Origin of the sequence: Pelomonas caseinilytica (assembly GCF_021353235.1) — a bacterium.
In the GTDB taxonomy this organism is placed as follows: Bacteria; Pseudomonadota; Gammaproteobacteria; order Burkholderiales; family Burkholderiaceae_C; genus Pelomonas; species Pelomonas caseinilytica.
The window spans coordinates 611,990-638,957 of the sequence record NZ_JAJTWT010000003.1; the positions used below are offsets into that span (position 1 = coordinate 611,990).

Consider the following 26,968-nt stretch of genomic DNA (forward strand, 5'->3'; position numbering starts at 1 on the left):
CCCTTGAGGGGGCCGCAGCTTCGCTGCGGTAGGGGGTGGTCTATTTCACCCAGGTATTGAGCTGGATGATGGGCAGCAACACCGCCAGCACGATCACCAGCACCACGGCGCCCATGGCGACGATGAGCAGCGGCTCCAGCAGCGACGCCGCGGCCATGGAGCGGCGGGTCACCTCCACGCCGAGCTGGCGCGCCGCGCGGCCCAGCATCTCGGGCAGCTGGCCGGTCTGCTCGCCCAGGCGCGCGAACATGGCCAGGATGCCGGGGAAGCGCTTCTTGCCGGCCAGGGCCGAGCCCAGCGGCGCGCCTTCGCGCACCTGGACGAGGGCGTCCAGCGCGTCGGCCTGCATGGCGCGGTTGGACAGGGTCTCGGCCGCCGCCTGCAAGGCCTTGAGGATGGGCACGCCCGCGCCGGCCAGCATGGCCAGGGTGCCGGCGAAGCGGGCCGCGTTGTAGCCGCGGGCCAGGCGACCGAGCAGGGGCAGGGCGAGGATGCCGGCGTCGAAGCGCAGCCGGAAGGCCGGCGCCTTCAGCGCGTAGCGCAGCGCCACGCCGCCGGCCACGAGGGCCGCGAGCAGGGCCCAGCCCCAGTGGCGGACGAAGTCGCTCACCGCGAGCATCGCCACGGTCAGGCCGGGCAGGGCGCGCTTGGAGCTGGTGAAGACGGTGGCGATCTGCGGCACCACGTAGGTGACCAGGAAGATGACGATGAACACCGAGATGACGGAGACGATGGCCGGATAGGCCATGGCGCCAACGAGCTTGGCCTTGAGGTCCTGGCGTTCCTCCAGGTCGTCGGCGAGCTTCTCCAGCACCTGGCCCAGGGCGCCGCTCTGCTCGCCTGCGGCCACCACCCCACGGTAGACCTCGTCGAATTCGCGGGGCGCCGTGGCCAGGGCGCGAGCGAAGGCCGAGCCGGCGTTGACTTCGGCCTTGAGCTGGCTGATGAGCTCGCGCTGGCGGTGGTCCTCGCTCTCGTCGGCCAAGGCGGTGAGGGCCCGTTCGATGGGCAGGCCGGAGCCGACGAGGCCGGCGAGCTGGCGCGTCCACACCGCCAGGGCCGTGGTGCCGAAGACGCGGCGCGTGAAGCGGCTGCCCTCCTGTGCGCCGTGCTGCTGCACGGTGGCGATGGACAGCGGCGTCAGGCCCAGGGCCCGCACGGCCGCGCGGGCGGCACGCGGGTTGTCGGCCTCGATCAGGCCGCTGCTCTGGCGGCCGGAGGCGCTGAGGGCTTCGTACTTGTAGGCGGGCATTCAGAGGCACTCCGCGGGCCGAGCGCCGGGCCGCTCCCAAGCCGGCCCGCTCCGGCGATGTGCTTGCGGCTCAACGCCGCAAGCATCGCCGTCCCCTCGGGGGACCGGCCAAGGTACTCCTTGGGCGAGGGGCTTCATTCGCGAGTCACGCGGAGGACTTCTTCGAGCGAGGTCACACCGGCGGTGATCAGCCGCTCGCCGTCCTCGCGCATGGAGCGCAGGCCATTGGCCACGGCGGCGGCCTGGAGCTGGCTCTCGGGCGCGCGGTTGTGGATGAGGCTGCGCACGGCGTCGTCGGCCACCATCAGTTCGTAGACGCCGGTGCGGCCCTTGTAGCCGGTGTGGCCGCAGGCGTCGCAGCCGACCGGGTGCCAGCGGCCGTGTTCGTCGGCGCGTTTGCACACGGGGCACAAGCGGCGCACCAGGCGCTGGGCGAGCACGCCGAGCAGCGAGCTCGACAGCAGGAAAGGCTCCACGCCCATGTCGGTCAGCCGCGTGACGGCGCTGGGCGCGTCGTTGGTGTGCAGCGTGGCGAGCACGAGGTGGCCGGTGAGGGAGGCCTGGATGGCGATCTGCGCGGTCTCGTAGTCGCGGATCTCGCCGATCATGATGACGTCGGGGTCCTGGCGCAGGATGGCGCGCAGGGCCTTGGCGAAGGTCAGGTCGATCTTGCCGTTGACCTGGGTCTGGCCGATGCCGGGCAGCTCGTACTCGATGGGGTCCTCGACGGTCAGCACGTTGGTGGTGCCGGTGTCGATGGTCTGCAGCGAGGCGTAGAGCGAGGTCGTCTTGCCCGAGCCGGTCGGGCCGGTGACGAGGACGATGCCGTGCGGCTGGTTGACCAGGCGCTTGAAGGCGGCAAGCACGTCGCCGGCCATGCCCAGGCCCTCGAGGGTGAACTTGGATTCGGTCTTGTCGAGCAGGCGCAGCACGGCGCGCTCGCCGTGGGCGCTGGGCAGGGTGGACACGCGCACGTCGATGGCGCGGCCGCCGATGCGCAGCGAGATGCGGCCGTCCTGGGGCAGGCGCTTCTCGGCGATGTCGAGCTCGGCCATGATCTTCAGCCGCGAGATCAGCGCGGCATGCAGGGCGCGGTTGGGCTGCACCACCTCGCGCAGCGTGCCGTCGACGCGAAAGCGCACCGACGAGGCGCGCTCGTAGGGCTCGATGTGGATGTCGCTCGCACCGTCCTTGGCGGCCTGCGTCAGCAGGGCGTTGAGCATGCGGATGATGGGCGCGTCGTTGGCGGCCTCGAGCAGGTCTTCCACGGCGGGAAGGTCCTGCATCATGCGCGACAGGTCCACGGCGCTTTCGACCTCGCCGACGACGACGGCCGCGCTGCTCTCGCTGCCTGCGTAGGCCGCATTGATGCGCTCCGTCAGGGCGGCGGCGGGTTCGGCCTCCAGGCGGTCGACGACGTACTGGCGCTGCACCTCCGACAGCGTGGCCCAGCCCACCTCGGGCGAGGCCCACAGCGTCAGCGTGCTGCCGTCGTCTTCGAGCAGCACGCAGTTCGCCTTGGCGAAGGCGTAGGGCAGGGGGTGGCGGTTGGCGGCCATGGGCGGTTCGATTACTGCGTCTGCTGCAGCGAGGGTTGCGGCAGCGCCTTGTTCGGCGGCGCCGTCTTGGGCTCGGGCAGCACCGGCGCACCCGTGTCGGGCAGCAGCAGGTTCTGCTGCGGCTGGCTGCCCTGCTGCACGGCGCGGATGCTTTCGTAGCGGTCCAGCGTCAACTGGCTGGCACCTTCGGCCGTGCGCAGCACCACGGGCCGCAGGAAGACCATCAGATTGGTCTTCACGCGCTTGCGGTTCTTGCTGCTGAAGAGGTTGCCGAGGACCGGGATCTTGGACAGGCCGGGCACGCCGTCGTCGCCGTCGGTGTACTCGTCCTTCATGAGGCCGCCGAGCACGATGATGTCCCCGTCGTCGACGACGACGCTGGTCTCCACCGCGCTCTTGTCCAGCGTCGGGCCCTGGGTGCCGTTGCTGCCGGGCACGACGTTGGAGTTCTCCTGGTAGACCTGCATGCGGATGGTGCCGCCCTCGCCGATCTGGCTCTTGATCTTGAGCGTCAGGCCGACGTCCTTGCGGTCGACGGTCTGGAAGGGGTTGACCGTGCCGCCGGTGCTGGATCCGGTGTTGGCATAGGAGCCGGTCACGAAGGGCACGTTCTGGCCGATGACGATGCGCGCCTCCTCGTTGTCCAGCGACACGAGGTTGGGCGTGGAGAGCACGTTGGCGCCGCTCTGGCTCTCGAAGAAGTTGGCCACGGCGCCCAGCGTGTAGATGCTGCCGAACTTCTTCAGCAGGCCGACGTTCAGGCCGGTCGGGGCCGAGCTGCTGCTCAGCGCGCTTTGCACGCCCGAGGTGCCGCCGGCCACCGCGCCGGTGGCGTTGATGATGTTGGCCAGGCCGGTGCCGAAGTTGGTGCCGGCGCCGGTGATGGTCGAGTCGCCCTTGTTGCCGAACAGGTTCTGCCACTGCACGCCGAACTGGCCGGCCTTGGTGTTGTCGATCTTGACGATGAGGGACTCGACGTAGACCTGGGCCCGGCGCGCGTCGAGCTGCTCGATGATGGCGCGCACCTGGCGGTACAGGGGCTCGGCGGCGGTGATGATGAGGGAGTTGGTCGACGGGTCGGCCTGCACGAAGCCGCCCGTGGACGGCCCCGCGGAGGCGCTCAACGGCGAGGTGGCGGCGGTCGAGCCGGTGCCGGTCGTCGTGCCGGTGCCGCCGCCAGTGTTGCCCAGGGTCGTGCCCGCGCCGCCGAAGCTGCTGCCGCCGGTGGCGCCCGAGAGGCTGCCGGTGCCCGAGGTGGAGCTGCTGCCGCCGGCGCTGGACGACGAGCCCGCGCCGAAGGCCGCGCGCAGCACGGTGGCGAGCTTGGCGGCGTCGGCGTTCTTCAGGTAGACGACGTGGATGTTGTTGCCGCCGTCGGGGCTGGGCTGGTCGAGCTTGTCGACCATGGAGCGCACGGCGGCCAGGCGCGTGGGGTTGCTGGCGCGCAGGATGAGGCCGTTGGAGCGCGGGTCGACCAGCACGTTGACGGCGCTGCTGTTCTGGCCCGGCACGGCGGCACCGGCCGCCTGCCCGCCATCGGCCAGGCGCTGCACCAGCGGCGCGAGGTCGGCGGCGACGGCATGCTTGAGCGGCACGATCTCGATGTCGCTCGTGCCCGGCGTGTCCATGGCCGCGATGATCTTGGCGATGCGCTGCAGGTTGTCGGCGTAGTCGGTGATGACCAGGCTGTTGTTGCCCGGGTTGGCGTTGATGGTGTTGTTGGGGCTGATCAACGGGCGCAGCACGGCCACGAGGTTGTTCGCGTTCTCGTGCTGGATGCGGAATATCTGCGTGAGGATCTGGTCGCCGCGCGCACTGCTGGTCTCCACCGCCACCGAGCCGGCCTGCAGCTTGGCATCGGGCTCGGGCAGCACCTTCAGGAAGCCCGAGGACTCGACCACCGTGAAGCCCAGGCCGCGCAGCGCCGCCAGGTAGTTGCGGTAGGCCTCGGCCACCGACACCGGCTGTTCGCTGTAGACGGTGACCGTACCCTTGACGCGCGGGTCGATGATGATCTGGCGGTTGAGCATCACGCCGATGGCGCGGGTGACGGCCTCGATGTCGGCGTTGACGAAGTTCAGCGTGACGGGCGAGCTGGCCCGCACGGCCGGCCCCGCCCCGGAATGCGGGCGTCCGCGCTGCACGGTGGCGTTGTCCGGCTGGGCCTGCGTGGTGCCCGCGGCCAGCAGCGCGGCGGCGGCAAGGGCGATGGCGGTGCGTGGGAGATTCATGATCATCCGATCGTCAGGATGGAGCGCGCCCCTTGGCGGCGCCCGATGATGCTCAGCAGGTTGCTCAGCGCGTCTTCGCGACCCGGCGCGGCGCCGGCCTCGCCGACGAAGCGGCTCTTGCCACCGGGCACGAGCGTGCCCGCGCCGGACAGCTGCAGGGCGCCCTCCAGCGTGGTCAGGCGCACGGTGCTGACGCCAGGATTGCCGGCATCGGCCGCGACGCTGAGCCGGTAGCTTCCCAGCGGCGCGACCGTGGACACGCGCGAGGACAGGTTGACCAGGTCCAGGTCGAGCTGGCCGGATTGGCGCCAGCGGCCCTGCACCGATTCGAACTGCAGTTCGCGCGCCGACATGCGCAGCGAGCCGCCGAGCTGAAGGGTGTTCCAGGGCGTGCCCAGGCCGGACAGCACGGCGGCAGGCAGCCGCGCCAGCCAGTCGGCGTGGTTGTCGACGCTGAGCTGCATCCGCCCGAAGCCCGGCCGGATGCCGATCAGCAGTTCGCCGTTGATGCAGCAGTCCTGGCGCGCGGCGAGCTGCAGGCCCAGGCCCCAGCCCTGGAACTTCGGGCTCATCCGCCAGTGCAGGCGGCCGGGCAGGGAGGCGGCGTCGCGGGCGCCCGGGCCGCCGGTGAGCACGAGCACGCCGGAACCGTTCCAGATGCTGCCGCGGCTGTCGACGATGAGCAGGTGCTCGCCGGTGGCCGAGGCCAGTGCCCGTGCCAGCCAGCTCGCGGGTGCGAAGGCCACCAGGGCGACGAGCACGCCGAGCACGGCGCCGGCCACGCTCCAGCGGCGCGTCACGCCGTGGCGCACCGGCCGGGCGCCCGGCGCGCCACCGAAAACCGACTCCTGCACCGTCGTCTGCGGCGCGGCGGCGATGCGCTTGCGAGGCCAGGCCATCACGCGCCTCCCAGGGCGAGCACGAGGCTGCCCGAATAGCCCTTGGGGCCGCGCGTCAGCTGGGCCTCGACGGGGCGGGCGCGGGCGGCGGAGCGCACTTCGCCGAGCCAGGCCTGCAGTTGCTCCGGCGCGATGCCGTCGAGGGTGACAGTGGCGCGGTCGCCGGCCAGGTTCAGTCGCGCGGCGGGGCCGAGATGCTGGATGGAGGCGGTCAGGGCCGCCTGGGCCTGGGCGGGCGGCACGGCCGGCGCGGCGCTCAGCAGCCGGGCTTCCTGGGCCTGGGCCTGCATCTGCTGCAGTTGCACGTCCAGCCGCTCCAGTTCGGCCGGTGCCGTGTGCAGCGTGCGCCAGGCGGGCGCCACCAGCAGGCTCCAGGCCAGCAACAGGCCGAGGGCGATGCCGACCGAGGCCGCAGCCAGGCGCTCGCGCTCGCCGAGGGCCTGCCACCGGGCGGCGGCCTGGGCGCGCGCACGGGCGACTTGCGCCGCGATGCCGTTGCCGGCGGGGCGGGTGTCGATCAGGGCCATCAGCTGCGTCCTCGTCCGTTGGCGCGGCTGATGGTCAGCTTGCCTTCGCTGGCGTCGAGCTGCCAGCCGTCGCTTTGCAGCTGGGAGCGGAAGTTGTCGATCTGCGGCGGGCTCCAGCCCTGGGACGGCAGCGTCAACCGGCCGGGCTCGAAGGCCAGGGCGTCGGTCGGCGGCCGGTCGGCGGGCCAGGCGCTGGCCGCGGCGCCGAGCAGGGCTTCCAGGTCCTGCTCGCCGACGGCGCCGGCGCTGGCGCGCAGCAGGTCGAGCTGCTTTTGCATCTGGACTGGCGCGTCGAGGATGGCGCGCACCTGCGGGAAGGCGCCGGTGAGCGTCGCGGTGATGGCCTCGCGGCGGGCCGCGACCTCGCGGTTCTGATGCCAGGCCCAGAGGTTCATGCCGATCAGTTGCACCGCCAGCAGGGCGGCCAGGCCGATGCGCACGGGCTGCCAGGCCTTGCGCATCAGCGCACGGCTGACCAGGCGCAGGGCGCGCACGCCGCGGGCCCGCGGGGCGAGCTCGAACTGGCGCAGGTTCCAGGCGTTGTCGACGACGGCCAGGGCGCGCTGGGCCGGTGTCTGGACGGTGACGGCCGCGCCCAGCCAGCGTTCGGCGCTGGTGGCGACGGGCGGGGTGGCCGTCCATTGCGCCGCATGGACGAGGCCGGGGGCGAAGAACTGGCGCGCCAGCCCGCCGTCCAGCGGCAGGGTGGCCACGCCGTCCGCGTGGCTCCAGCGCAGGGCGATGCCGTCGTTGCCGGACTCGAAGAAATGGCCGCGCGGCGTTTCGTCGGGCCAGGCCAGCGGGGCCACGCGGTCGACGAAGACGTGCGCGGCATCGAGCTCGGCGAGATGCTCGGCCAACCAGGGCCGGGAGGTGATGGCGACCCAGGCCGTCTCGCCGCCGGCGGCGTCGGGTTCCAGCGCGAAGTGCAGGGCCTCGGGCTCGTCGAGCAGCGATTCCTCCAGCTTGCCGGCCAGGGCGGCGCGCATCTGGCGGCCGGCGCGCGGCAGCTCGACGCGGCGCCAGCTGACGTCGGATTCGGCCACGACGGCGACGACGGCATCGGCCTGCGGCAGCCGGCTGGCGGGCTCGCGCCCCTCGCGGACGATCTGGCGCCCGTCGGGCGTCAAGGCGAAGTCGTACTCGCGTGCGGCGCCGGCGCGCGGCTCGGGAGCCGGCGCGGCGTGGCCCGGCGCGCGCAGGCGCGTCCGTGGCGGGAGGAAGAGCAGCAGCGTACTCATGAGGTGGTTTGGGCGCGGCGCATTCTAGGAGGGGGCCGCGGTGCTCTCGGCGGCGGCCCGCGGCGGGCGGTGAAGTTGTGTTGCCGGATGGACATCAGGGCGTGGCCCCACGGTCCAGCAGCTGGTTGATGCGCTCGCGGGCCAGCACGACCATGTTCAGGCCCTGGCGCTCGATCAGCGAGCGCTGCTGCAGCTGGCGCTCGTCCAGGCGCAGCCGCCCGGTGACGATGAAGAAGGAGGAGTCCACCGAGGCCCGGCCGGTGCCGATCTCGGTATTGGGCGGCAGGAAGGGCGCGGCGTCGCCGGTGTTCTGCAGGGGCTTGGCCTTGCGCGACTGGACCAGGCGTTCGGCCGAGGCGAGGTCGACGCCGTCGAAGAGGGCGGCGATGACCTCGCGCGGCGCGGTGTTGAGGTTGACCGGCGTGGCCTTGGGCAGCAGCACGACATAGGGTTCCAGCCGCTTGAGCGTGTCGGCGTCGAGCCCGAGCCAGGCGAGCTGGTCCAGCCCGGCGGGCTGCAGCGGGCCGCTTTCGCTGAGGGTGGCGGGGGCGCTGGCCGGGGCGCTCGCGCCGCTGGCCGGTGCCGGGAAGGCGGCCCGCAGCCCGGTGATGATGACCGCGGCCGTGCCCGGCGGGGCGTTGACCTGGCTGCACAGCCGCTCCAGCACGCGCTGCTCCAGCGCCGGCACCTGCGTGCCGCCGACGAGGGCGCGCAGGTTGTAGCGGGCCTGGGCGTCCTCGATGGTGCCCGAGAGGAAGGCGTCGGGCCCCTCGTCGTCGGTGGCGGCGGTGCGGTCGGTGGCGAGGAAGGTGGACAGCCGCGCCTCGGCCAGGGGCACCGCCCAGGGTTCGCCGAGGTGGTCGACGGCCTTGCTGCGGTTCTGCCTGGCGTCTTCCTGCAGGATGAGGCGGGCCCAGTCCAGCGCGCCTTGCAGGATCCAGGCGCTCTGCGCGCGGGCGCGGTCGGCGGCCTCGATCTGCACGGCGCGGTACTGCTGCCAGACCATGCCGGCGGCCAGGCTCGCGATCAGCGTGACGATGATCATCGCCGTCAGCAGCGCGGCGCCCCGTTGCGTGCGGCGCGGGCTCATCGGACGGTCACCTCGAGCTCGCGGGTGAGGGTGCCGGCCAGGCCGCTGCCTTCAGCGAACTGCAGCGCGATGCGCAGGCCCGACGGCGGCTGCAGGCTGCCCTTGGGGTTGACCGGCCCTGCGTCGGACTGGCCCGAGCCGCCGGTGGACTGGCAGTTGCTCCATGCATTGCCCCAGAAGCAGTAGAGCTGCCAGCCGGCCAGCCCGTCGAAGGTGCGCAGGGCCGGGTTGCGCTCGGCGAGCTGCTGCAGGCCGCGCTGGCGCTGGTCGGACAGGTCCTGCACCGTGCGCTGGGCCGGGCTCTCCCATCGCCAGAGGCTGCCCTCGCGCAGGCTCCAGACGACGACCTGCAGGCCACCGGTGGCTTGGCGCGTCAGCACGAGGTTGCCGCCGTCGAAGGCCACCGGCGCCACGGTGCTGTGGCTGTCCTGCACGGCGCGCAGGTCCACTTCCCACTGCGCCAGCACGGTCTGCAGCCGTGCCGTCTGGGCCAGCCGCTGCTGGGCGATCTCGCGGCTGCGGGTGAGGGCGTCGATGCCCTTCCAGGCCATGGCCGCCATCGTCGCCATGATGACCAGGGCGACGAGGACCTCGACGAGGGTGAAGCCGGACGGGCGTCGAGCGGCGGCGCGCATCAAAACTTGCCCATGATGGTCGACAGGGTCAGCACCGGCTGGCCTTGCTCGTTGGCGATGTCGGCGTCGACCCGGCGGAACAGCGGGTTGGGCGTGGGGCCGACCCTGAGCTTGCCGGCGTAGCTGCGGCCGAGCTGCTCGCAGGAGAAGGGCGATTCGCCGATGTCGGGGAACTGCTGGGTCAGGCGCAGCTCGGTCAGCAGGTTCTCGGCACACCACTGGGCGGCGCTGACCTCGGCCAGGCGCTCGGCGTTGTTGGTCAGGGCGCCCGCCGCCTTGATGCCGGCGCCCAGCGCGATGGCGACGATGACGAGGGCGACCAGCACCTCGATGAGCGTGAAGCCCCGCTGCCGCTTCATGGCGCGGTCACGACGTCGAAAGCACCCAGGCCGTCGGTGCCCAGCACCAGGCGCTGGCTGCCCAATTGCAGGACCAGGCGCTGGGCCGGGATGATGGGTTCGGGCCCGAGCACCAGCCCGGGGTTGGCCGCGCTGGCGTTCTCGATCTGCACGGCCACCGGGTCGCCCAGCCAGCGCGTGGGCAGGCGCAGGCTGGGGGGCAGGCCCTCGAAGCGGAAGTCGTCCTCGCTCTTGAGGCCCTTGGGAATCCAGTGCACGGCCAGGCCCGAGGCGCGGCTCTCGGCACGTGCCGTCTCCAGCAGGGCGGCCAGGCGCTGGGCCTCGCGCTGCAGCTGCACCTCGGTGGGATCGCGCAGCGCCAGCGAGATGGTGGCGCTGGTGATGGCGATGAGGGCCACCACGACGAGCAGCTCGATCAGCGTGAAGCCGAGGTGACGGCCGCTGCGCCCGCGGGGCACGGCGGGCTTACTGCCAGGAACCGACGTCGGCGTCACGGCCCTCGCCACCGGGGCGGCCATCGGCACCGAAGCTGTAGACATCGACCTCGCCCTTCACGCCCGGGTTGGCGTATTGGTAGGGGTGGCCCCAGGGATCGTTGGGCAGCTTGTCGAGGTAGGGCTTCCAGTTGGGCGGCGGCGTGCCGACCGTGGGCTTGTGCACGAGGGCATCCAGCCCCTGCTCGGCGCTGGGGAAGCGCTGGTTGTCGAGCTTGTAGATCTTGAGCGCCTGCATCAGGTTGTTGACGTCGGTGCGGGCGGCGGTGACGCGGGCGTCCTCGGCGCGGTCGAGCACATTGGGCACGACCAGGGCGGCGAGCACGCCGATGATGACGAGCACGACCAGCAGTTCGATCAGCGTGAAGCCGCGGGCGATGGAGGAACGGCGCATGGCGGGAGCGGGGAGGCGCGGTAGCTGCGGTGAGCGGGCCATCATAATGGGCCATGCTTGCGCGATTGATGGCATTGACGGTGTGGCTGCTGTTGGGCGGCTCGGTGGCCTACTGGGGCCTGCAACTGCTGGCCCGGCCGCTGCCCATGCCGGCCTCGGTGCTGCCCGTGGGCGAGGCACGTGCGGCCCAGGTCGACCTGGGCCGGCTGCTGGGTGTCACGCCGCCGCAGGCGGCGGCTGAGCCGGAGGCGGCGCCTTCGACGCGGCTGCGCCTGCTGGGCGTCGTGGCGCCCAAGAACCCGCGCGCGGCGCAGGCCGGCGAGGGGGTCGCGCTGATCGAGGTGGACGGGGTGGCGCGCACGGTGCGCGTGGGCGCCGTCGTCGACGGCGAACTGCGGCTGCTGCGCGTGGAAGCCCGCACGGCCAGCCTCGGCCGCGCCGGCCAGGCGCCCAGCCAGGTCCTGCAGATCAGCCCGCCGGCCGCGCCGGCGACCGGCTCGCTGCCGGCGGCCTCGCCTTCGCCCGTGGTGCTGGGTGGCAACCCGCCGGGCACGGTCACCACGATGTCCGCCGCCGTCCCGCCGCCGTCGGCGGACCAGGTGGCACCGCCGCCGGCCCATGGCGTGCCTTACGGCGTGCCGCTGGCCGCGTCGGCCCCCGGCGGCGCGCCGCAGGAGCGTTAGGAGTCTGCGGTCGGCGGAGAGACACCCGCGCCGGGCCGCATCGACAGCCGCGCCTCGGCGACCTCGTGGAGGTCGGTCAGCAGGGCCGCGGCGGCGCGGATCATGGGCCAGGCCAGGGCCGCACCGGTGCCGTCGGCGCTGTCCATGCCCAGTTCCAGCAGCGCGGAGGCGTGGAAGAGGGCGAGGGCTTCGTCCAGGCCCCGGTGCACGTGGCTGCGGCAAAAGACCGCGTAGTCGGTGACGGGCGCGCAGATCAGCGAGGCGAGCTTCAGGGCCGCGCAGGCGGCGATGCCGTCCACGATGATGAGGCTGCGCTTGCTGGCGGCCACCAGCATGGCGCCGACCATGACGGCGATCTCATGCCCGCCGAAGGCCGCCAGCAGGTCCATGGGCTCCTTGGCGTCGCGGTGGCGGGCCAGGGCGCCGTGCAACACGTCCAGCAGGTGGACGAGGTCGTCCTGGCGCATGGTGGGGCCGGAGACGACGAAGTCGCGCACCGACTGCTCGGCCAGGCGCGACAGGATGAGGGACGCGCATTCGGCCGAGCCCTGGCCCATGCCGGCGCAGGCCAGCACGTTGCCGGGCAGGTTGTCGGCGATCTCCATCCCCACGCGCACGCCGGCGTGGGCCTGTTCCAGGCTCATGGCCTGGGCGGTGCGGGCGTTGCGGGTGCCGTGGGCGACCTTGCGAGCCAGCAGCCGTGCGTGCGGCGGCAGGTTTTCGGCCACGCCGCAGTCCACCACGGTGAGGTGCAGCCCCTGCAGCCGGGCGAAGACGGACACCGGCAGTTGGGCGTGCAGGGCCATCTGCACCTGATCCTTGGTGGCCCGACCCCATTGGGCGCCGACGCCGTCGACGACCAGACCATGGTCGGCCGCGAACAGGGCGAGGACGGGGTCGCGGAAGCGCGGCGTCAGGCTGTTCTGCACCAGGCCCAGGCGCACGGCCAGGGGTTCCAGCTCGCCGAGGCCGCCGGCAATGGCCGAGCGCCGGTCCACGCGGTCACGCAGGGCCTTTTCCAGCTCCGGGTTGGCGGTGGGGGAGATCAGCGACTGTTGGGCAACGGTCATGGCTCAGGCGGCGTGCGGACCCCGATTTCAACTCAACCGAGGAACAAGCGATAGGCCGGGTTGGCGGTTTCGTCCTCGAAGGGATAGTTCAGGCTGCCGAGGAACTCGCGCAGCGCCGCCGCGGCGCCACGAGGCACCTGGATGCCCACGAGGATGCGGCCGTAGTCGGCGCCCTGGTTGCGGTAGTGGAAGAGGCTGATGTTCCAGTCCGGGTGCATGCTGGACAGGAATTTCATCAACGCCCCCGGCCGCTCGGGGAAGACGAAGCGGTACAGCCGCTCGTCGCGCGCCAGTTCGCTGCGCCCGCCGACCATGTGGCGGATGTGCTGCTTGGCCATCTCGTTGTCGGTCAGGTCCAGGGTCTCGAAGCCGGCCTTGGTGAAGGTGCGGGCGAGCCTGGCGGCGTCGTCGGGCTTGGTCGTGGCGACGCCGACGAAGATGTGGGCGACGTTGGCGTCGGCGATGCGGTAGTTGAACTCGGTGACGCTGCGCGGGCCCAGCAATTCGCAGAAGCGCTTGAAGCTGCCGCGCGCCTCGGGGATGGTGACGGCGAAGAGCGCCTCGCGGTGCTCGCCGACCTCGGCGCGCTCGGCGACGAAGCGCAGGCGGTCGAAGTTCATGTTGGCGCCGCAGGTGATGGCCACCAGGGTCTGGCCCTTGGCGCCCGTGCTGGCGGCGTACTGCTTGACGGCAGCGACGCTCATCGCGCCGGAGGGCTCGAGGATGGAGCGCGTGTCCTCGAACACGTCCTTGATCGCCGCGCAGACGGCATCGGTGTCGACGACGACGAAGTCGTCCACCAGTTCGCGGGCGATTCGGAAGGTCTCCTCGCCCACGAGCTTGACCGCGGTGCCATCCGCGAACAGCCCGACGTCACTGAGTGTGACCCGCTTGCCCGCCTTGACGGAGCGCAGCATGGCGTCGGAGTCGGTCGTCTGCACGCCGATGATCTTGATCTCAGGCCGCAGCGCCTTGACGTAGGCCGCAACGCCCGAGATGAGGCCACCGCCGCCGATGGCGACGAAGATGGCGTCGATGGGGCCGGGATGCTGACGCAGCAGTTCCATGGCAATGGTGCCCTGGCCGGCGATGACGTCGGGGTCGTCGAAGGGATGGACGAAGGTCAGGCCCTGGGCCTTCTCGAGTTCCAGCGCGTGGCCGTAGGCATCGGTGAAGCTCTCGCCGAACAGGACGACCTCGCCGCCGAGGCTGCGCACCGCATCCACCTTGACCTGGGGCGTCGTGAGCGGCATGACGATGACGGCGCGGCAGCCCAGCTTCTTGGCCGACAACGCGACGCCCTGGGCATGGTTGCCCGCCGAGGCGCAGATGACGCCCGCCGCGCGCTGCTCGGGGCTGAGGTGGGCCATCTTGTTGTAGGCCCCGCGCAGCTTGAAGCTGAAGACGTCCTGCTCATCCTCGCGCTTGAGCCAGACCTTGTTGCCGAGGCGCCGCGACAGCTTGGCGGCGTGGGTCAGGTCGGTCTCGCGCGCCACCTCGTAGACCCGGGCGTTCAGGATGCGCTGCAGATAGCTGCTGCCGGGCGGCAGCATGGCCGGGGTGGGCGCCTTGGAAGCGGCTGGCGCACGGCGGCGCGAGGGGGCGCTCATCGAGTCTCCATGGGATCTTGTTGCGGCGCCGCATGATAAGAGACGGCTTCACGCTCATTGGATGGAAGCGGACTGGCGTCGCGCAACGAGGCGTTCAGAGCAGCTGAAGGACAGGCCTCGCGCCGCTCGCGGCGCGGACGGGCGTTTTGGCAATGGGCCGCAGGCCTGCGGCGCTTCAGCGCCGCAACGTCTCGCGCAGCGAGGCGTCGCCAAAACGAACGACAAAAAAAACCCGAGCTCTTTCAAGCTCGGGTTGAATCCACCATGGAGGCGGTGGAGGAGACAATCGGTGCGAAAACGTTTTCGCTTGGGTGTCAGTGTAGCGCCGAGTTATGCTGCGCTGCAATATTTTTCGTGAACGAATTGGAGCTTGCGCTCTAGAAAAAACATGGAATGCACTGTCAGTTGGCTGGGCCCGGAGGGCCCGAGCGGCATGAGCTTCGTCGCCGAGACGGGCAGCGGTCACGTGCTGTCCATGGACGGTGCACCCGACGGTGGTGGCCGCAACCTGGCGCCGCGGCCGATGGAGACCGTGCTGGCGGGCACCGGCGGCTGCACCGCTTACGACGTCGTGCTCATCCTCAAGCGCGGCCGCCACGACGTGCGCGGTTGCAAGGTCTCGTTGAAGGCGGAGCGCGCTTCCAGCGACCCCAAGGTCTTCACCGCCATCCATTTCCATTTCGTCGTCAGCGGCAAGGGGCTCAAGCCCGAGATCGTCGAGCGAGCCGTCGCCCTGTCGCACGAAAAGTATTGTTCGGCGACGGCCATGCTGGCCAAGACCTCGGCCATCAGCACCTCCTTCGAGGTCGTCGAGGCCTGATCAGACGTGGTGGGCCACGGTCGTCATGACCTTGGCCGCCAGGCGCATCAGGCCCTGGACCGGCGCCGGGAGTGGTCGCGCGCCGGCCGCCAGCGCCGCGTCGGCGTGAGCCGCCTCCTCGCGCTTCATCTGGTCGACGATGGCGCGGGACGCGGCGTCGTCGGCCGGCAGGCGGTCGAGGTGGGAGGCCAGATGGGCCTCGACCTGCCGTTCGGTCTCGACGACGAATCCCAGGCTCCAGTCGTCGCCCGCCAGTCCGGCCAGGCTGCCCCACGCGAAGGCGCCCGCCCACCACAACGGTGCCAGATGGCTGGTGTGGGTGCCCAATTGCGCCACGCGCTCCGCCGTCCAGGCGAGGTGGTCGAGTTCCTCGCTGGCCGCCTCCTCGAAGTGCCGGCGCAGGCTGCCGCTGCGGCTGAAGAGGGCCTGCGACTGGTAAAGGGCCTGCGCGCAGATCTCGCCGACGTGGTTCACCCGCATCAGCGCGCCGGCTTCCCGGGCCTGGGCGGGGTCGAGTTCGCCCGCGGTGCCGGCTGCCGGCGAGGGGCGTCCGGCTCGGGCGGGAGCAAACACGGTCCTAAGCCCCTGGTCGAGCGCAGCCAGGCAGCGGTCGCGGAAATCGAGCTGGAGAAGATGCGCTGAGGTTTCTGTTTGATGCATTCAGTTAAGCTGTATTGCCGTGAAGAAACCGTGACATTCGGCATGTCGTTGTGGTTCAGCAACGGCAACACATAATTTCATATCCGTGAATTCCCCAGGGGTCCCAACCTGTAGTGGAATACGCCCACTTCCGAAGAAGGAGGTGAGCCGCGGTGCCCAGTTCGGTCGGCGGCTCGGATGAATACCTAGGAGTATCGAATGAAGAAAGCTCTGATTGCCCTGGCCGTCCTCAGCCTGACTGGCGGCGCCGCCGTCGCGCAATCCTCGGTCACCCTGTTCGGCATCATCGATGCCGACATGAAGTACGTCAAAACCGGCGACCTCAAGCAGAAGAAGCTGGATTCCAGCGGCCTGAACACCAGCCGTTTCGGCGTTCGTGGCGTGGAAGACCTCGGCGGTGGCCTGAAGGCTGGCTTCTGGCTCGAGTCCGAAGTCGGTACCGATACCGGTGCCGGCGGCACCTCTACCGGCAGCACCGCCTTCTGGCAGCGCCGCTCGACCGTCAGCCTGATGGGCGATTTCGGTGAAGTCCGCCTGGGTCGCTACAAGACCGCGACCAAGCTGCACATCGAAGACTTCGACCCGTACTCGGCCACCGGCCTGGGCGACATCACCAAGGTCTTCAGCAACGCGCTGGGCACGGGTGCCGGCACCTTCTCGCGCGCCGACAACATGGTGAGCTACGAGACCCCCAAGAACCTGGGCGGTTTCTATGGCGCCGCCGACGTCGCTGCTGGCGAGGGCAACAACGCCAACAAGATGCAGGACGTGCGCCTGGGCTACAAGAACGGCCCGATCCACGTGTCCGGCGCTTTCTCCAGCACCGGCGTGGGCACCAAGTACAAGGTCCAGAGCATCGCTGGTTCGTATGATTTCAGCGGCATCAAGCCCGCCCTGATGTACACGGTCACCAAGGCTGGCGACAAGGAAATCAAGGCCATCACCGCGGCCCTGACCTGGAACCTTGGCCCCGGCGCCCTGCAGACGTCCTACACCGATGCCAAGGCCAACACCGCGGCTGAAGCCACGGCCGGCGTGGGCGATGCCAAGCTCTTCGCGATCGGCTACATCTACAGCCTGTCCAAGCGCACCGCGCTGTACACGACCTTCGCCCAGATCGACAACAAGGGCGGCGCCAAGTACACGGTCTCCGGCGCTCCTGCCGCGACGGCCGGCGGCCAGAAGTCCAGCGGCTTCGACGTCGGCATCCGTCACAGCTTCTGATCTCCTGCGGCCGTGGGCCGCTGCGAATCAGCCAAGCCGCCTTCGGGCGGCTTTTTCTTTGGGCGCTTGATTTGTCTCATCCGGGACAGGGGAATTGCTGTGGAAATTCCACAACAGCGCTCGCGTTATGGCATGCCCCTTCGCTGAGAATGAACCGGTTCACATTTCTAAGCAGGAGACAAAGTCGATGAAAAAAGCAGTTCTGGCCATGGCCGCACTGGCCGCTTGCACTTCTTCCGCCTGGGCCCAGTCCAGCGTGACCCTGTACGGCATCGTGGACGCCGCGGTGCGCTACGTTTCCAACAACAATGGAGCGCAGAAGCAACTGGTCCCTGGTGGCATGTCTGAGAGCCGCCTGGGCGTCAACATCACCGAAGACATGGGCGGCGGCCTCAAGGCCCTGGCCAATCTGGAGCACCGCCTGAATTCAGACACCGGCACGATCGCCGCAGCCGAGTTCTGGCGCCAGGCCTGGGTGGGCCTGCAATCCAATGATTTCGGCCAGATCCGCCTGGGTCGCCAGTACAACATCCTGTTCGACGTCTATACGTCGACCTACGCCTCCTTCCGCTACTCGCCCTACATCGAGGCGTTCAAGCCCGAAATCGGTCTGTCCGCCGGTGCCCGCCAGAGCAACATGGTCAAGTACCTCGGTCAGGTCGGCAATTTCTACGGCGAACTCCAGGTCTCCGCCGGTGAAGGCACCGGCGCTGCCGACAAGTCGGTCGGTGGCCTGCTGCGCTACAACGACGGCACCATCGGCTTGGGCGGTGCCTACCTGCAGGTGACCGACCTGCTGGGCAAGAAGGTCAAGGCGACCACGATCGGCGGCTCCTACACCAGCGGCCCGCTCTACGTGAACCTGTCCTGGGGCCAGAACAAGTTCGACCAGGGCGGCCAACTGGGCGCGGCCTTCACCAGTGGCCTGATCAAGGGCTACAACAGCATCGCCGTCCTGAACGCCGCGGCCAACGACGTCAAGAAGCGCGACATGATCATGGGCGGCCTGACCTACCAGCTGACGCCCCAGCTGAACCTGGGTGCCGAATACTGGCGCGCCGAGCAGACGCACTACGCCGTGGCCCTGGCCAACACCAAGAGCAAGGCTGACCATTTCGCCGTCGTGGCGGACTACGCCTTCTCCAAGCGCACCGATGCCTACGTCGAGGCCGACTACACCAAGTACACCGGTGCCGTCGCCTTCTCCAATGGCGCCACCAAGCGCGGTGGCACCATGGTGGGCCTGCGTCACCGCTTCTGATGCAGCGCGAGGCACCAGCCTCGCGATCGCAACACCCGAACGGGCCGCTGTCAGCGGCCCGTTTTCGTTGGTCCTCCAGGCTAGGTGCTTTCCCTGGCGGCTCGGGGCTTGCGGCTTCGGCCATGATCGCGCCTTCGCACGACATCGGGAACAGGTCGTGCTTGTCCTCAAGCCTTCATGCTGGTCTTCATCCTTCGCCGCCTGGTCCAGGCCCTCGTCGTCATGCTGTCGGTGGCCTTCATCGCCTTCATGCTGTTCCAGTATGTCGGCGACCCGGTCAACAACCTCCTGGGCCAGGATGCGACCGAGGACCAGCGCGTCGCCCTGCGCAAGGATCTGGGCCTGGACCAGCCCTTCCCCGTGCAGTTCGCCCGTTTCGCGGCCAACGCCGCGCAGGGGGAGTTCGGCATCAGCCTCAAGCAGGGCCGCAAGGTGTCCACCCTCATCGTCGAGCGCCTGCCGGCGACGCTGGAACTGGCCGTCGTCGCTGGCCTGATCGCCCTCGGGCTGGGCATCCCGCTCGGTGTCTACGCCGCGCTCAGGCGCGGCCGCGCCACGGCGCAGTTGCTGATGACGGGCACCCTCTTCGGCGTCAGCCTGCCGAATTTCGTCATCGGCATCGTCCTGATCTGGGTCTTCGCCGTCGAGCTGAAATGGCTGCCGAGCTTCGGCCGAGGCGAGGTGGTGAGCCTCGGGGCATGGACGACCGGCCTGCTGACCCGCGACGGCCTGCTGCACCTCATCCTGCCGGCGTTCACGCTGTCGGCCTTCCAGCTCACCCTCATCATGCGGCTGGTGCGCGCCGAGATGCTGGAGGTGCTGCGCGCGGACTACATCCGCTTCGCTCGCGCGCGGGGCCTGACCGACCGCAGCGTCTATTTCGGCCACGCCCTGAAGAACACCCTCGTCCCGGTCATCACCATCACGGGCCTGCAACTGGGCTCGTTGATCGCCTTCGCCATCATCACCGAGCAGGTGTTCCAGTGGCCCGGCATGGGGCTGCTCTTCATCCAGGCGGTGCAGTTCGCCGACATTCCCGTCATGGCGGCCTACCTCTGCCTGATCTCTTTGATCTTCGTCGTCATCAACCTCGCGGTGGACCTGCTGTATTTCGCCGTCGACCCGCGGTTGCGCGTCGAGGGCAAGGCCCACTGAAATCGCATCCATGGCCGCCGACGCTCCTTCGTCCCCGACCGCCTCGTCGTCCGCCCTGCGCGGGTTCTTCGATGGCGACGTCTGGCATTCCTTCCGCACATCGCCGGTGGCCGTGGCGGCTGCCGTCATCGCCGTCGTCTGCCTCGTCTGCGCACTGTTCGCCGAGGTCATCGCGCCGCACAACCCTTTCGATCTCGCCACGCTGGAGCTGATGGATTCGCTCAAGCCGCCCGCCTGGGTCGAGGGGGGCGAGACGCGTTATCTGCTCGGTACCGACGGCCAGGGCCGCGACATCCTTTCCGCGCTCATGTACGGCGCGCGCATCTCCCTGCTCGTGGGCATCGCCTCGGTCCTGCTGTCCATGGCGATCGGCGTCAGCCTGGGCCTGCTGGCAGGCTTCGTCGGCGGGCGCACCGATGCCTTCGTCATGCGGGTCTGCGACGTGATGCTGTCCTTCCCGTCCATCCTCGTCGCGCTGATGATCAGCGGCATCGGCCGCAGCCTCTTTCCGCAGGCGCCCGATGCGCTGGCCTTCGTCGTGCTGGTGCTCGCCATCGCGCTGACCGGATGGGTGCAGTACGCACGCACGGTGCGCGGCTCGACGCTGGTCGAGCGCCACAAGGAGTACGTCCAGGCCGCACGCGTCATCGGCGTCGGGCCGCTGCGCATCATGGGCCGCCACGTCCTGCCCAACGTGCTCGGGCCGGTGCTGGTGCTGGCCACCATCCAGATCGCCTCGGCCATCATCACCGAGGCGACCCTGTCCTTCCTCGGCGTCGGCGTGCCGGCGACCAGCCCGTCGCTGGGCACGCTGATCCGCAATGGCAACGACTACCTGTTCTCGGGCGAGTGGTGGATCACCGCCTGGCCCAGCCTCACCCTGGTCCTGATCACGCTCAGCGTGAACCTGCTGGGCGACTGGCTGCGCGACGCGCTCAACCCTCGACTGCGATGACTGCTCCGTTGCTCGAAGTCAATCACCTGCGGGTGGAGTTCCCTGGCCGGCGCGGCACGCTGCTGGCGCTGGACGACGTTTCCTTCGCGATCGCGCCGGGCGAGATCCTCGGTGTCGTCGGCGAGTCGGGCGCGGGCAAGTCGTTGACCGGTGCCGCCATCATCGGCCTGCTGGAGCCGCCAGGGCGGATCGCGGCCGGCGAGATCCGCCTGGCCGGGCGGCGCATCGACAACCTGCCCTATGAGCAGATGCGCCGCGTGCGCGGCCGCGAGATCGGCGCCGTCTTCCAGGACCCGCTGACTTCGTTGAACCCGCTCTACACCGTGGGCCAGCAAATCGTCGAGACCATCGTCACCCACCTGCCGCTGACCGCCGCCCAGGCGCGCGTCCGCGCGATCGAACTGCTCGCCTCCACCGGCATCCCGGCGCCCGAGGCCCGCATCGACCACTATCCGCACCAGTTCTCGGGCGGCATGCGCCAGCGCGTCGTCATCGCCCTGGCGCTGGCTGCTGACCCCAAGCTCATCGTCGCCGATGAGCCGACGACGGCCCTGGACGTGTCCATCCAGGCCCAGATCATCGCCCTGCTGAAGAAGGTGTGCCACGAGCAGGGCGCGGCCGTCATGCTGGTCACCCACGACATGGGCGTCATCGCCGAAACCTGCGACCGTGTCGCCGTGATGTATGCCGGCCGCATCGCCGAGATCGGGCCGGTGGGCGAGGTCATACACCGCCCGGCCCATCCCTACACGGCCGGCCTGATGGGCTCCATCCCGGCCATGGACGAGGACCGAGAACGCCTGCTGCAGATCGACGGCGCGATGCCGCGGCTCACGGCCATTCCCAGCGGCTGCGCCTTCCACCCGCGCTGCCCGCGCGTTGCCGAGCGCTGCCGCGCGGACCGGCCCGAGCTGGCCGAGGTCGGGGCGACCCGAGCTGCCTGCTGGCGGCCCGTCGGCCAGGAGGTGCAGCCGTGAGCTCGCCTCTCGTCGAGGTCCAAGACCTTGCCAAGGTCTTCGACGTGTCCCCGCCCTGGCTGAACCGCGTGATCGAGCGCAAGCCGCGGGCCTTCGTGCATGCAGTCGACGGCGTGTCCTTCGCCATCGAGCGCGGCACCACGCTCGCCCTCGTCGGCGAGAGCGGCTGCGGCAAGAGCACGGTGGCACGCTTGCTGGTGGGGCTGTACGGCGCCTCGCGCGGCGCGGTGCGCTTCGACGGCGTGGACGTCGCCACGACGCTGGCCGGTTCGGGCGCGGCTTCGCTGCGGCGACGCCTGCAGATGATCTTCCAGGATCCGTATGCCTCGTTGAACCCGCGCTGGAAGGTGCTGGACATCGTGGCCGAGCCGCTGCGCGAGCACGGCCTCGTCAAGACAGACGGCGAGGCCCACAGGCGCGTCGGCGAGTTGCTGTCGTCCGTTGGCTTGAACGCCGCGGACGCCGAGAAGTTCCCCCACCAGTTCTCGGGCGGCCAGCGCCAGCGCATCTCGATCGCGCGCGCCCTGGCCACCGAGCCGGAGTTCCTGGTCTGCGACGAGCCGACCTCGGCCCTGGACGTGTCGGTGCAGGCCCAGGTCCTCAACCTGATGAAGGACCTGCAGCGCCGCCAGGGGCTGACCTATCTCTTCATCTCCCACAACCTCGCCGTGGTGCGCCACATGGCCGACGAAATCGGCGTCATGTACCTCGGTCGGCTGGTGGAAGTGGCCAACAAGGCCACGCTGTTCTCGCGGCCCAGCCACCCCTACACCCGCATGCTGCTGGATGCCATTCCCGACATCCACATGACGGGCCGGGCTCGCACGCCGGTGCAGGGCGAGGTGCCGAATCCGCTGAACCCGCCCAGCGGCTGCAGCTTCCACCCGCGCTGTCCGCTGGCCAATGCCCGCTGCAAGGCTGAGCGGCCGGCTCTGCTGGAGATCCGCGGCGTGCGCGTGGCTTGCCACGCGGTGGAGGAAGGCCGCTCGGACTGACCGTCAGGGCCGGGGTGCGACGATGGGCGCCGAGGCCGGCGCCGACGCCGCGGTGGCGCTCGACGGCAGCGTCAGCGGCCCCTTCTGGCCACAACCCGCGAGGGCGGTAAGGACGATCGACAGGGTGGCTACCCACCCACCTACACTGGCGGCAGTCTTCTTCATCCGCCCAGTTTATGTCCCTGTCCGACGCTGACTATCACGCCAAGGCTCATGCGCTGCTCTCGCGCATCGAGGCCCAGATCGACGCCTGGCTCGAGGACGACGTGGTCGACATCGACAGCCACCGCACCGGCGGCCTGCTGGAACTCAGCCTGCCGGGCGGCAGCAAGATCGTCGTCAACACCCAGCCGCCGCTGCAGGAAATCTGGCTGGCGGCGCGTGCCGGCGGCTACCACTTCAAGTGGGACGGCGCGCAATGGGTGGACCGCGAGGGCCAGGAGTTCTGCGCGCGTCTGTCCCGCTGTGCCAGCGAGCAGGCGGGCCAGGCGCTGAGCTTCAGCGCCTGACGAGCTTCAGCGCTTGAAGAGGTCGAGGATCGACTTCTTCTCGTCCTCGGTCGCCGCTCCAGGGACGTTGGGCTCGTTGGACAGTTCGCGCACGCCGCTGCCGCTCGAGTATTCCTCGTAGAACCACTCGCCGTTGACGTTGACCACGCCCTCCGGCGGCGTGATCTCGTCCACCGGCTTGTTCTTCAGCGCGTACTGCATGTACTCGATCCACACCGGCAGGCTCAGACCGCCGCCGGTCTCGCGGTCGCCCAGCTTGCGCGGCTGGTCATAACCGATCCAGACGATGGCGACCAGCTCCTTCTGGTAGCCGGCGAACCAGGCGTCCATGGAGTCGTTGGTGGTGCCGGTCTTGCCGTAGATGTCGGGGCGCTTGAGCGTCGCCTGGGCCTTGGCGGCGGTACCGCTGCGGGTGACCTCCTGCAGCAGGCTGCTCATCATGAAGGCGTTGCGCGGCTCGATGGCGCGTGCGTCGTCGGTCAGCGCAACAGGCGCGGCTTCGTAGAGCAACCGGCCATTGCTGTCGGTGATGCGGGCGATGAGGTGCGGGTTGACGCGGTAGCCGCCGTTGGCGAACACGGCATAGCCCTGGGCCATCTGCATGGGCGTGACCGAGCCTGCGCCCAGGGCCATGGTCAGGTAGGCGGGGTGCTTCTCCGCCTCGAAGCCGAAGCGCGTGATCCAGTCCTGCGCGTACTTCACGCCAATGGAGTGCAGCACGCGGATGGACACCATGTTCTTGGACTTGGCCAGCGCGGTGCGCAGCGGCATCGGGCCTTCGAACTTGCCGTCATAGTTCTTCGGTTCCCAGGGCTGGCTGCCGGTGGTGCCGGCGTCGAAGAACAGCGGCGCGTCGTTGACGATGGTGGCCGGCGTGAAGCCCTTCTCCAGCGCGGCGGAGTAGATGAAGGGCTTGAAGCTGGAGCCGGGCTGGCGCCAGGCCTGGGTCACGTGGTTGAACTTGTTCTTGTTGTAGTCGAACCCCCCCACCATGGCGTGCACCTGGCCGTTGCTCGGGTCCATGGAGACGAAGGCGCCTTCGACCTCGGGCAACTGGGTGATGGTCCACTCGTTGCCGTCTTTCTGCTTCTGGCCCTTGACCACGCGGATGACGGCGCCGCGCCGGATGCGCGTCTTGGGGTTGCCCTTTTCCGACAGGCCGGAGGTTGCCGGGCGCAGGCCGTCGCCGGTGATGGTGATGGATTCGCCGCTTTGCAGCACGGCCGTTACCTTCTTCGGGTCCGCCTCCAGCACGACGGCCGCGAGCAGCTCGTCGTTGGCGGGATGGTCGCCCAGGGCCTCGGCAATGCGGGCATCCAGCTCCTTGGCGTCACCGGGCAGGTCGGCATAGGCCTCGGGACCCCGGTAGACCTGGCGCTTCTCATAGTCGAGGATGCCACGGCGCAGGGCGCGGTAGGCACTGTTCTGCTCGGTGCTGTTGAGCGTCAGGTAGACGTTCAGGCCGCGGGTGTAGGCCTCGTCGCCGTACTGGTTGAAGATGAGCTGCCGGGCCGCTTCGGCCACGAACTCCGCATGCGAGGCCGATTCGCTCACCGGCCGGATGCGCAGCTTCTCGGCCTTGGCCTCGTCGCGCTGCTCCTCGGTGATGTAGCCCGTCTCGTACATCCGCTCGATGATGTACTGCTGCCGGATGGTGGCCCGCTTGGGATTGTTGATGGGGTTGTAGGCCGACGGCGCCTTGGGCAGGCCGGCGAGCATGGCGGCCTCGGCGACGGTGATCTTGTCCAGGGTCTTGCCGAAGTAGACCTCGCTGGCCGCGGCGAAGCCATGCGCCCGGTGCCCCAGGAAGATCTGGTTCATGTAGATCTCGAGGATCTTCTCCTTGGGCAGGGCCGCCTCGATCTTGAGGGCCAGCAGGATCTCGTAGATCTTGCGGGTGAAGGTCTTCTCGGTGGAGAGATAGAAGTTGCGCGCCACCTGCATCGTGATGGTGGACGCCCCCTGGCTGCGCGACTCGCTGACGTTGGCCAGGCCCGCGCGGATGACGCCGAGGTAGTCCACGCCACCGTGCTGGTAGAAGCGCGCGTCCTCGATGGCCAGCACTGCCTCCTGCATGACCTTGGGGATCTGCTGGATGGGTAGGTAGCTGCGGCGCTCCTCGCCGAACTCGCCCAGCAGCACGCCGTCGCTCGACAGCACGCGCATCGGCAGCTTGGGACGGTAGTCGGTCAGTCCGCTGATGTCGGGCAGGTGGGGATAGGCGAGGGCGAGGCCCAGGCCCAGCAGCAGGGCTGCGGCGGCGATGCCACCGGCAAGCAGGCCCACGGCCCACAGCGCCAGATGACCCAGGCGGGACGGGAGCGTGCGCGAACGGGATGCAGGGCCGGCAGGAGCTGCGGGCGAAGGGCTGGACGCAGCGGATCGGGGCTTGTCGTTCATGTGCCGGCGTGCGCGCCCTCGGGACGCGTGGGGAGGAGGCGGCGGATTATAGGAAGCGCTTCCCCGCCCTTCCTGTATACGAACCGGCCTGCCAAACATCGTGCCAAACGACCGCTTCCCCTGTGTTTTTCAGGAGCTTGCAGATGCGTTGATTCGTGTATGTTTAGCAACGTGGCGTTACCAGCTCGGGCCGAAATTGCGTTCGGCGTCAACGGCTTTGCTGCTAGCATTCAAGTAACTTATTAATAGTCCGACACGTAACTCAAGTGTCGGGAACAAAGGGCATGGGAATACTTGACGCACTTTTGGGTCGCAAGCACCCCCCCCTGATTGGCCTGGATATCAGTTCCTCCAGCGTCAAGCTGGTGGAACTCAGTCAGACCAAGACCGGCGAATTCGTACTGGAGCGTTTCGCCAGCGAGCCCTTCGAGAAGGGCTGGATCGCTGACGGCCAGATCGAGAAGTTCGACGAAGTGGCCGATGCCGTGCGCCGCGTCGTGGCCCGCAGTGGCAGCAAGACCCGCGACGCCGCCCTCGCCATGCCGCAGTCGGCCGTCATCACCAAGAAGATCATGCTGCCCGCCGGCCTGCGCGAGGAAGAGCTCGAACTCCAGGTCGAGGCCGAGGCCAACCAGTACATCCCGTTCTCGCTGGACGAGGTGAGCCTCGACTTCTGCGTCATCGGCCCGAGTCCCACGTCGGTGGGCGACGTCGAGGTGCTGATCGCTGCTTCCCGCAAGGACCGGGTGCAGGACCGTCAGGGCCTGGCCGAAGCCGCGGGGCTCAAGCCGGTGGTGCTCGACATCGAATCGCACGCATCACGCATGGCCATGGGCCGGCTGGTGGCGGCTTTGCCCAACGAAGGCAAGGACGCCCTTGTCGCGCTGTTCGAGATCGGCGCCGACACCACCAGCCTCAAGGTCCTGCGTGACGACGAACTGCTGTACGACCGGGACCAGTCCTTCGGCGGCTCGCAGCTGACCCAGCTGATTTCGCGCCAGTACGGCTTTTCCTTCGAGGAGGCCGAGCAGAAGAAGCTCGCCAACGAGCTGCCGGAGGACTACGAGGCCAGCGTGCTGAACCCCTTCGTCGACAGCCTGTCGCAGGAAATCGGCCGCGCCCTGCAGTACTTCTTCACGAGCACGCCGCACCACAAGGTGCACTACGTGATGCTGGCGGGCGGCACTGCCACGCTGCCCGGGCTCAAGGAGCGCGTGACCGACCTGACCGGCTTCGCCTGCATGGTGGTCAACCCGTTCGAGAACATGGCCATGGGTGCTGCCGTGCGCGAGTCCAAGCTGCGCCGTGAGGCGCCGTCCTACCTCACGGCCTGCGGCCTCGCGATGCGGAGGTTCTTCCAGTGATCCTGATCAACCTGCTGCCTTACCGAGAGGAGAGGCGCAAGCGACGCAAGGCGGCCTTCTTCGCCGGCCTGGGCCTGGCGGGCCTGGCGGGGGCCGGCCTCGTCGTGGCGGCCTACCTGCTGCTGCAGTTCCTGACCACGGAGCAGCAGGCGCACAACCAGTACATCCAGGCCGAGATTTCCCGCCTCGAGAGTCAGATCAAGGACATCGCCAACCTGAAGGCGGAGATCGAGTCCCTGAAGTCGCGCCAGCGCGCGGTCGAGGATCTGCAGACCGACCGCAACACGCCGGTGCAATTGCTCAACGACCTTGCGCGCCTTGCCCCCGAAGGCATCTACCTGACCGCCATCCGTCAGGCCGACAAGGTCGTTACGGTCAACGGCATCGCCCAGACCAACGAGCGCGTGTCCGAGTTCCTGCGCAACGTGTCGCGTACCTCGGAGTGGCTGGAAAAGCCCGACCTCATCGAGGTCAAGCTCGCCAACGTCAGCACCAACACGCGGGACCAGCGCCGGCTGCTGGAGTTCTCCATGAAGGTATCGATCAAGGCGCCGCCCCGCGACGCCGCAGCGGGTGCCTCGGCCCCGAAGAAGGGCTGATCGAC

Annotated in this window: 27 protein-coding genes; 11 read left to right on the forward strand and 16 right to left on the reverse strand. The window is 69.4% G+C overall.

Annotation, left to right across the window (positions count from 1 at the left end):
- Positions 1 to 40 precede the first annotated feature (40 nt).
- The 11 genes from gspF to gspG all read right to left on the reverse strand — a co-directional run bounded on the left by gspF (position 41) and on the right by gspG (position 10,681).
- Positions 41 to 1,252 carry a type II secretion system inner membrane protein GspF gene (gspF, locus tag LXT12_RS10035; protein WP_233391603.1) on the reverse strand — a complete coding sequence of 404 codons (1,212 nt, stop codon included), beginning with the start codon at positions 1,250 to 1,252 and terminating at the stop codon, positions 41 to 43.
- 134 nt (positions 1,253 to 1,386) lie between these two features.
- Positions 1,387 to 2,811, reverse strand: a complete 1,425-nt coding sequence (gspE, locus tag LXT12_RS10040) for a type II secretion system ATPase GspE (RefSeq protein ID WP_233391604.1) — start codon at positions 2,809 to 2,811, stop codon at positions 1,387 to 1,389.
- Between the two features lie 11 nt (positions 2,812 to 2,822).
- Positions 2,823 to 5,042 carry a type II secretion system secretin GspD gene (gene gspD / locus LXT12_RS10045; protein ID WP_233391607.1) on the reverse strand — a complete coding sequence of 740 codons (2,220 nt, stop codon included), beginning with the start codon at positions 5,040 to 5,042 and terminating at the stop codon, positions 2,823 to 2,825.
- Between the two features lie 2 nt (positions 5,043 to 5,044).
- Entirely contained in the window at positions 5,045 to 5,941 is an 897-nt protein-coding gene (gene gspN / locus LXT12_RS10050; protein ID WP_233391608.1) for a type II secretion system protein N, read from the reverse strand.
- Positions 5,941 to 6,468 carry a type II secretion system protein GspM gene (gspM, locus tag LXT12_RS10055; protein WP_233391611.1) on the reverse strand — a complete coding sequence of 176 codons (528 nt, stop codon included), beginning with the start codon at positions 6,466 to 6,468 and terminating at the stop codon, positions 5,941 to 5,943. The genes gspN and gspM overlap by 1 nt, the downstream gene beginning before the upstream one ends.
- Positions 6,468 to 7,709 carry a type II secretion system protein GspL gene (gspL, locus tag LXT12_RS10060; protein WP_233391612.1) on the reverse strand — a complete coding sequence of 414 codons (1,242 nt, stop codon included), beginning with the start codon at positions 7,707 to 7,709 and terminating at the stop codon, positions 6,468 to 6,470. Before gspL ends, gspM begins: the two co-directional genes overlap by 1 nt.
- 94 nt (positions 7,710 to 7,803) lie before the next feature.
- Positions 7,804 to 8,799 carry a type II secretion system minor pseudopilin GspK gene (gspK, locus tag LXT12_RS10065; protein ID WP_233391614.1) on the reverse strand — a complete coding sequence of 332 codons (996 nt, stop codon included), beginning with the start codon at positions 8,797 to 8,799 and terminating at the stop codon, positions 7,804 to 7,806.
- Positions 8,796 to 9,434 carry a PulJ/GspJ family protein gene (locus tag LXT12_RS10070; RefSeq protein WP_233391616.1) on the reverse strand — a complete coding sequence of 213 codons (639 nt, stop codon included), beginning with the start codon at positions 9,432 to 9,434 and terminating at the stop codon, positions 8,796 to 8,798. The genes gspK and LXT12_RS10070 overlap by 4 nt, the downstream gene beginning before the upstream one ends.
- Positions 9,434 to 9,793 (reverse strand): type II secretion system minor pseudopilin GspI, encoded by a 360-nt coding sequence (gspI, locus tag LXT12_RS10075; protein WP_233391618.1) that lies wholly within the window; start codon positions 9,791 to 9,793, stop codon positions 9,434 to 9,436. The genes LXT12_RS10070 and gspI overlap by 1 nt, the downstream gene beginning before the upstream one ends.
- Positions 9,790 to 10,251: a pilus assembly FimT family protein gene (locus LXT12_RS10080; protein WP_233391620.1), complete on the reverse strand. Its 462-nt coding sequence runs from the start codon at positions 10,249 to 10,251 to the stop codon at positions 9,790 to 9,792. The genes gspI and LXT12_RS10080 overlap by 4 nt, the downstream gene beginning before the upstream one ends.
- A gap of 7 nt (positions 10,252 to 10,258) precedes the next feature.
- Complete coding sequence (gene gspG / locus LXT12_RS10085) at positions 10,259 to 10,681, reverse strand: type II secretion system major pseudopilin GspG (RefSeq protein WP_233391621.1); 423 nt, start codon at positions 10,679 to 10,681, stop codon at positions 10,259 to 10,261.
- A 53-nt stretch (positions 10,682 to 10,734) separates the two neighbouring features.
- Here gspG and LXT12_RS10090 point away from each other — a divergent pair, with 53 nt between their 5' ends.
- Positions 10,735 to 11,364 carry a type II secretion system protein N gene (locus LXT12_RS10090; protein ID WP_233391622.1) on the forward strand — a complete coding sequence of 210 codons (630 nt, stop codon included), beginning with the start codon at positions 10,735 to 10,737 and terminating at the stop codon, positions 11,362 to 11,364.
- Here the strand turns inward: LXT12_RS10090 and LXT12_RS10095 are convergent.
- Entirely contained in the window at positions 11,361 to 12,434 is a 1,074-nt protein-coding gene (locus tag LXT12_RS10095; RefSeq protein ID WP_233391623.1) for a nicotinate-nucleotide--dimethylbenzimidazole phosphoribosyltransferase, read from the reverse strand. The genes LXT12_RS10090 and LXT12_RS10095 overlap by 4 nt on opposite strands.
- A 32-nt stretch (positions 12,435 to 12,466) precedes the next feature.
- The gene (gene ilvA / locus LXT12_RS10100) at positions 12,467 to 13,987 is read right to left on the reverse strand and encodes a threonine ammonia-lyase, biosynthetic (RefSeq protein WP_233391807.1); all 1,521 of its coding nucleotides are present in this window, start codon (positions 13,985 to 13,987) and stop codon (positions 12,467 to 12,469) included.
- Positions 13,988 to 14,432: 445 nt separating this feature from the next.
- Between ilvA and LXT12_RS10105 the strand changes: the two genes are divergently transcribed.
- Entirely contained in the window at positions 14,433 to 14,864 is a 432-nt protein-coding gene (locus tag LXT12_RS10105; RefSeq protein WP_233391624.1) for an OsmC family protein, read from the forward strand.
- On the opposite strand, the gene coq7 is transcribed toward LXT12_RS10105, so the two are convergent.
- Positions 14,865 to 15,524 (reverse strand): 2-polyprenyl-3-methyl-6-methoxy-1,4-benzoquinone monooxygenase, encoded by a 660-nt coding sequence (coq7, locus tag LXT12_RS10110; protein ID WP_255763533.1) that lies wholly within the window; start codon positions 15,522 to 15,524, stop codon positions 14,865 to 14,867.
- Positions 15,525 to 15,722: 198 nt separating this feature from the next.
- On the opposite strand from coq7, the gene LXT12_RS10115 reads away from it, so the two are divergent.
- From LXT12_RS10115 to LXT12_RS10140, 6 genes are all read left to right on the forward strand, one after another.
- Positions 15,723 to 16,748 carry a porin gene (locus LXT12_RS10115; protein ID WP_233391626.1) on the forward strand — a complete coding sequence of 342 codons (1,026 nt, stop codon included), beginning with the start codon at positions 15,723 to 15,725 and terminating at the stop codon, positions 16,746 to 16,748.
- Between the two features lie 187 nt (positions 16,749 to 16,935).
- Complete coding sequence (locus LXT12_RS10120) at positions 16,936 to 18,009, forward strand: porin (RefSeq protein WP_233391627.1); 1,074 nt, start codon at positions 16,936 to 16,938, stop codon at positions 18,007 to 18,009.
- A 177-nt stretch (positions 18,010 to 18,186) separates the two neighbouring features.
- Complete coding sequence (locus tag LXT12_RS10125; protein ID WP_233391629.1) at positions 18,187 to 19,164, forward strand: ABC transporter permease; 978 nt, start codon at positions 18,187 to 18,189, stop codon at positions 19,162 to 19,164.
- A gap of 10 nt (positions 19,165 to 19,174) precedes the next feature.
- Positions 19,175 to 20,119 (forward strand): ABC transporter permease, encoded by a 945-nt coding sequence (locus tag LXT12_RS10130; protein WP_233391631.1) that lies wholly within the window; start codon positions 19,175 to 19,177, stop codon positions 20,117 to 20,119.
- Positions 20,116 to 21,096, forward strand: coding sequence for an ABC transporter ATP-binding protein (locus LXT12_RS10135; protein WP_233391634.1), 981 nt, complete (start codon positions 20,116 to 20,118; stop codon positions 21,094 to 21,096). Before LXT12_RS10130 ends, LXT12_RS10135 begins: the two co-directional genes overlap by 4 nt.
- Complete coding sequence (locus LXT12_RS10140) at positions 21,093 to 22,091, forward strand: ABC transporter ATP-binding protein (RefSeq protein ID WP_233391636.1); 999 nt, start codon at positions 21,093 to 21,095, stop codon at positions 22,089 to 22,091. Before LXT12_RS10135 ends, LXT12_RS10140 begins: the two co-directional genes overlap by 4 nt.
- 3 nt (positions 22,092 to 22,094) lie before the next feature.
- Here the strand turns inward: LXT12_RS10140 and lptM are convergent, their stop codons facing one another.
- Positions 22,095 to 22,256 (reverse strand): LPS translocon maturation chaperone LptM, encoded by a 162-nt coding sequence (lptM, locus tag LXT12_RS10145; RefSeq protein WP_233391638.1) that lies wholly within the window; start codon positions 22,254 to 22,256, stop codon positions 22,095 to 22,097.
- Positions 22,257 to 22,267: 11 nt separating this feature from the next.
- Here lptM and cyaY point away from each other — a divergent pair, with 11 nt between their 5' ends.
- A complete protein-coding gene (gene cyaY, locus LXT12_RS10150) occupies positions 22,268 to 22,600 on the forward strand; it encodes an iron donor protein CyaY (protein WP_233391640.1) in 333 nt (110 codons plus the stop codon).
- Between the two features lie 6 nt (positions 22,601 to 22,606).
- Here cyaY and LXT12_RS10155 read toward each other — a convergent pair whose 3' ends face one another.
- On the reverse strand, positions 22,607 to 25,000 hold the full coding sequence (locus tag LXT12_RS10155; protein ID WP_233391642.1) for a penicillin-binding protein 1A: 2,394 nt from the start codon (positions 24,998 to 25,000) through the stop codon (positions 22,607 to 22,609).
- 284 nt (positions 25,001 to 25,284) lie between these two features.
- Here LXT12_RS10155 and LXT12_RS10160 point away from each other — a divergent pair, with 284 nt between their 5' ends.
- A complete protein-coding gene (locus tag LXT12_RS10160; protein ID WP_233391644.1) occupies positions 25,285 to 26,364 on the forward strand; it encodes a pilus assembly protein PilM in 1,080 nt (359 codons plus the stop codon).
- On the forward strand, positions 26,361 to 26,963 hold the full coding sequence (locus LXT12_RS10165) for a PilN domain-containing protein (RefSeq protein ID WP_233391646.1): 603 nt from the start codon (positions 26,361 to 26,363) through the stop codon (positions 26,961 to 26,963). Before LXT12_RS10160 ends, LXT12_RS10165 begins: the two co-directional genes overlap by 4 nt.
- Positions 26,964 to 26,968 lie beyond the last annotated feature (5 nt).

Excerpts from the sequence above, each read along its gene's own strand:
- gspF (WP_233391603.1), bottom strand. The coding sequence starts at position 1,252 with ATGCCCGCCTACAAGTACGAAGCCCTCAGCGCCTCCGGCCGCCAGAGC.
- gspE (WP_233391604.1), bottom strand. The coding sequence starts at position 2,811 with ATGGCCGCCAACCGCCACCCCCTGCCCTACGCCTTCGCCAAGGCGAAC.
- gspD (WP_233391607.1), bottom strand. The coding sequence starts at position 5,042 with ATGAATCTCCCACGCACCGCCATCGCCCTTGCCGCCGCCGCGCTGCTG.
- gspN (WP_233391608.1), bottom strand. The coding sequence starts at position 5,941 with ATGGCCTGGCCTCGCAAGCGCATCGCCGCCGCGCCGCAGACGACGGTG.
- gspM (WP_233391611.1), bottom strand. The coding sequence starts at position 6,468 with ATGGCCCTGATCGACACCCGCCCCGCCGGCAACGGCATCGCGGCGCAA.
- gspL (WP_233391612.1), bottom strand. The coding sequence starts at position 7,709 with ATGAGTACGCTGCTGCTCTTCCTCCCGCCACGGACGCGCCTGCGCGCG.
- gspK (WP_233391614.1), bottom strand. The coding sequence starts at position 8,799 with ATGAGCCCGCGCCGCACGCAACGGGGCGCCGCGCTGCTGACGGCGATG.
- LXT12_RS10070 (WP_233391616.1), bottom strand. The coding sequence starts at position 9,434 with ATGCGCGCCGCCGCTCGACGCCCGTCCGGCTTCACCCTCGTCGAGGTC.
- gspI (WP_233391618.1), bottom strand. The coding sequence starts at position 9,793 with ATGAAGCGGCAGCGGGGCTTCACGCTCATCGAGGTGCTGGTCGCCCTC.
- gspG (WP_233391621.1), bottom strand. The coding sequence starts at position 10,681 with ATGCGCCGTTCCTCCATCGCCCGCGGCTTCACGCTGATCGAACTGCTG.
- LXT12_RS10090 (WP_233391622.1), top strand. The coding sequence starts at position 10,735 with ATGCTTGCGCGATTGATGGCATTGACGGTGTGGCTGCTGTTGGGCGGC.
- LXT12_RS10095 (WP_233391623.1), bottom strand. The coding sequence starts at position 12,434 with ATGACCGTTGCCCAACAGTCGCTGATCTCCCCCACCGCCAACCCGGAG.
- ilvA (WP_233391807.1), bottom strand. The coding sequence starts at position 13,987 with ATGCTGCCGCCCGGCAGCAGCTATCTGCAGCGCATCCTGAACGCCCGG.
- LXT12_RS10105 (WP_233391624.1), top strand. The coding sequence starts at position 14,433 with ATGGAATGCACTGTCAGTTGGCTGGGCCCGGAGGGCCCGAGCGGCATG.
- coq7 (WP_255763533.1), bottom strand. The coding sequence starts at position 15,524 with ATGCATCAAACAGAAACCTCAGCGCATCTTCTCCAGCTCGATTTCCGC.
- LXT12_RS10115 (WP_233391626.1), top strand. The coding sequence starts at position 15,723 with ATGAAGAAAGCTCTGATTGCCCTGGCCGTCCTCAGCCTGACTGGCGGC.
- LXT12_RS10120 (WP_233391627.1), top strand. The coding sequence starts at position 16,936 with ATGAAAAAAGCAGTTCTGGCCATGGCCGCACTGGCCGCTTGCACTTCT.
- LXT12_RS10125 (WP_233391629.1), top strand. The coding sequence starts at position 18,187 with ATGCTGGTCTTCATCCTTCGCCGCCTGGTCCAGGCCCTCGTCGTCATG.
- LXT12_RS10130 (WP_233391631.1), top strand. The coding sequence starts at position 19,175 with ATGGCCGCCGACGCTCCTTCGTCCCCGACCGCCTCGTCGTCCGCCCTG.
- LXT12_RS10135 (WP_233391634.1), top strand. The coding sequence starts at position 20,116 with ATGACTGCTCCGTTGCTCGAAGTCAATCACCTGCGGGTGGAGTTCCCT.
- lptM (WP_233391638.1), bottom strand. The coding sequence starts at position 22,256 with ATGAAGAAGACTGCCGCCAGTGTAGGTGGGTGGGTAGCCACCCTGTCG.
- cyaY (WP_233391640.1), top strand. The coding sequence starts at position 22,268 with ATGTCCCTGTCCGACGCTGACTATCACGCCAAGGCTCATGCGCTGCTC.
- LXT12_RS10155 (WP_233391642.1), bottom strand. The coding sequence starts at position 25,000 with ATGAACGACAAGCCCCGATCCGCTGCGTCCAGCCCTTCGCCCGCAGCT.
- LXT12_RS10160 (WP_233391644.1), top strand. The coding sequence starts at position 25,285 with ATGGGAATACTTGACGCACTTTTGGGTCGCAAGCACCCCCCCCTGATT.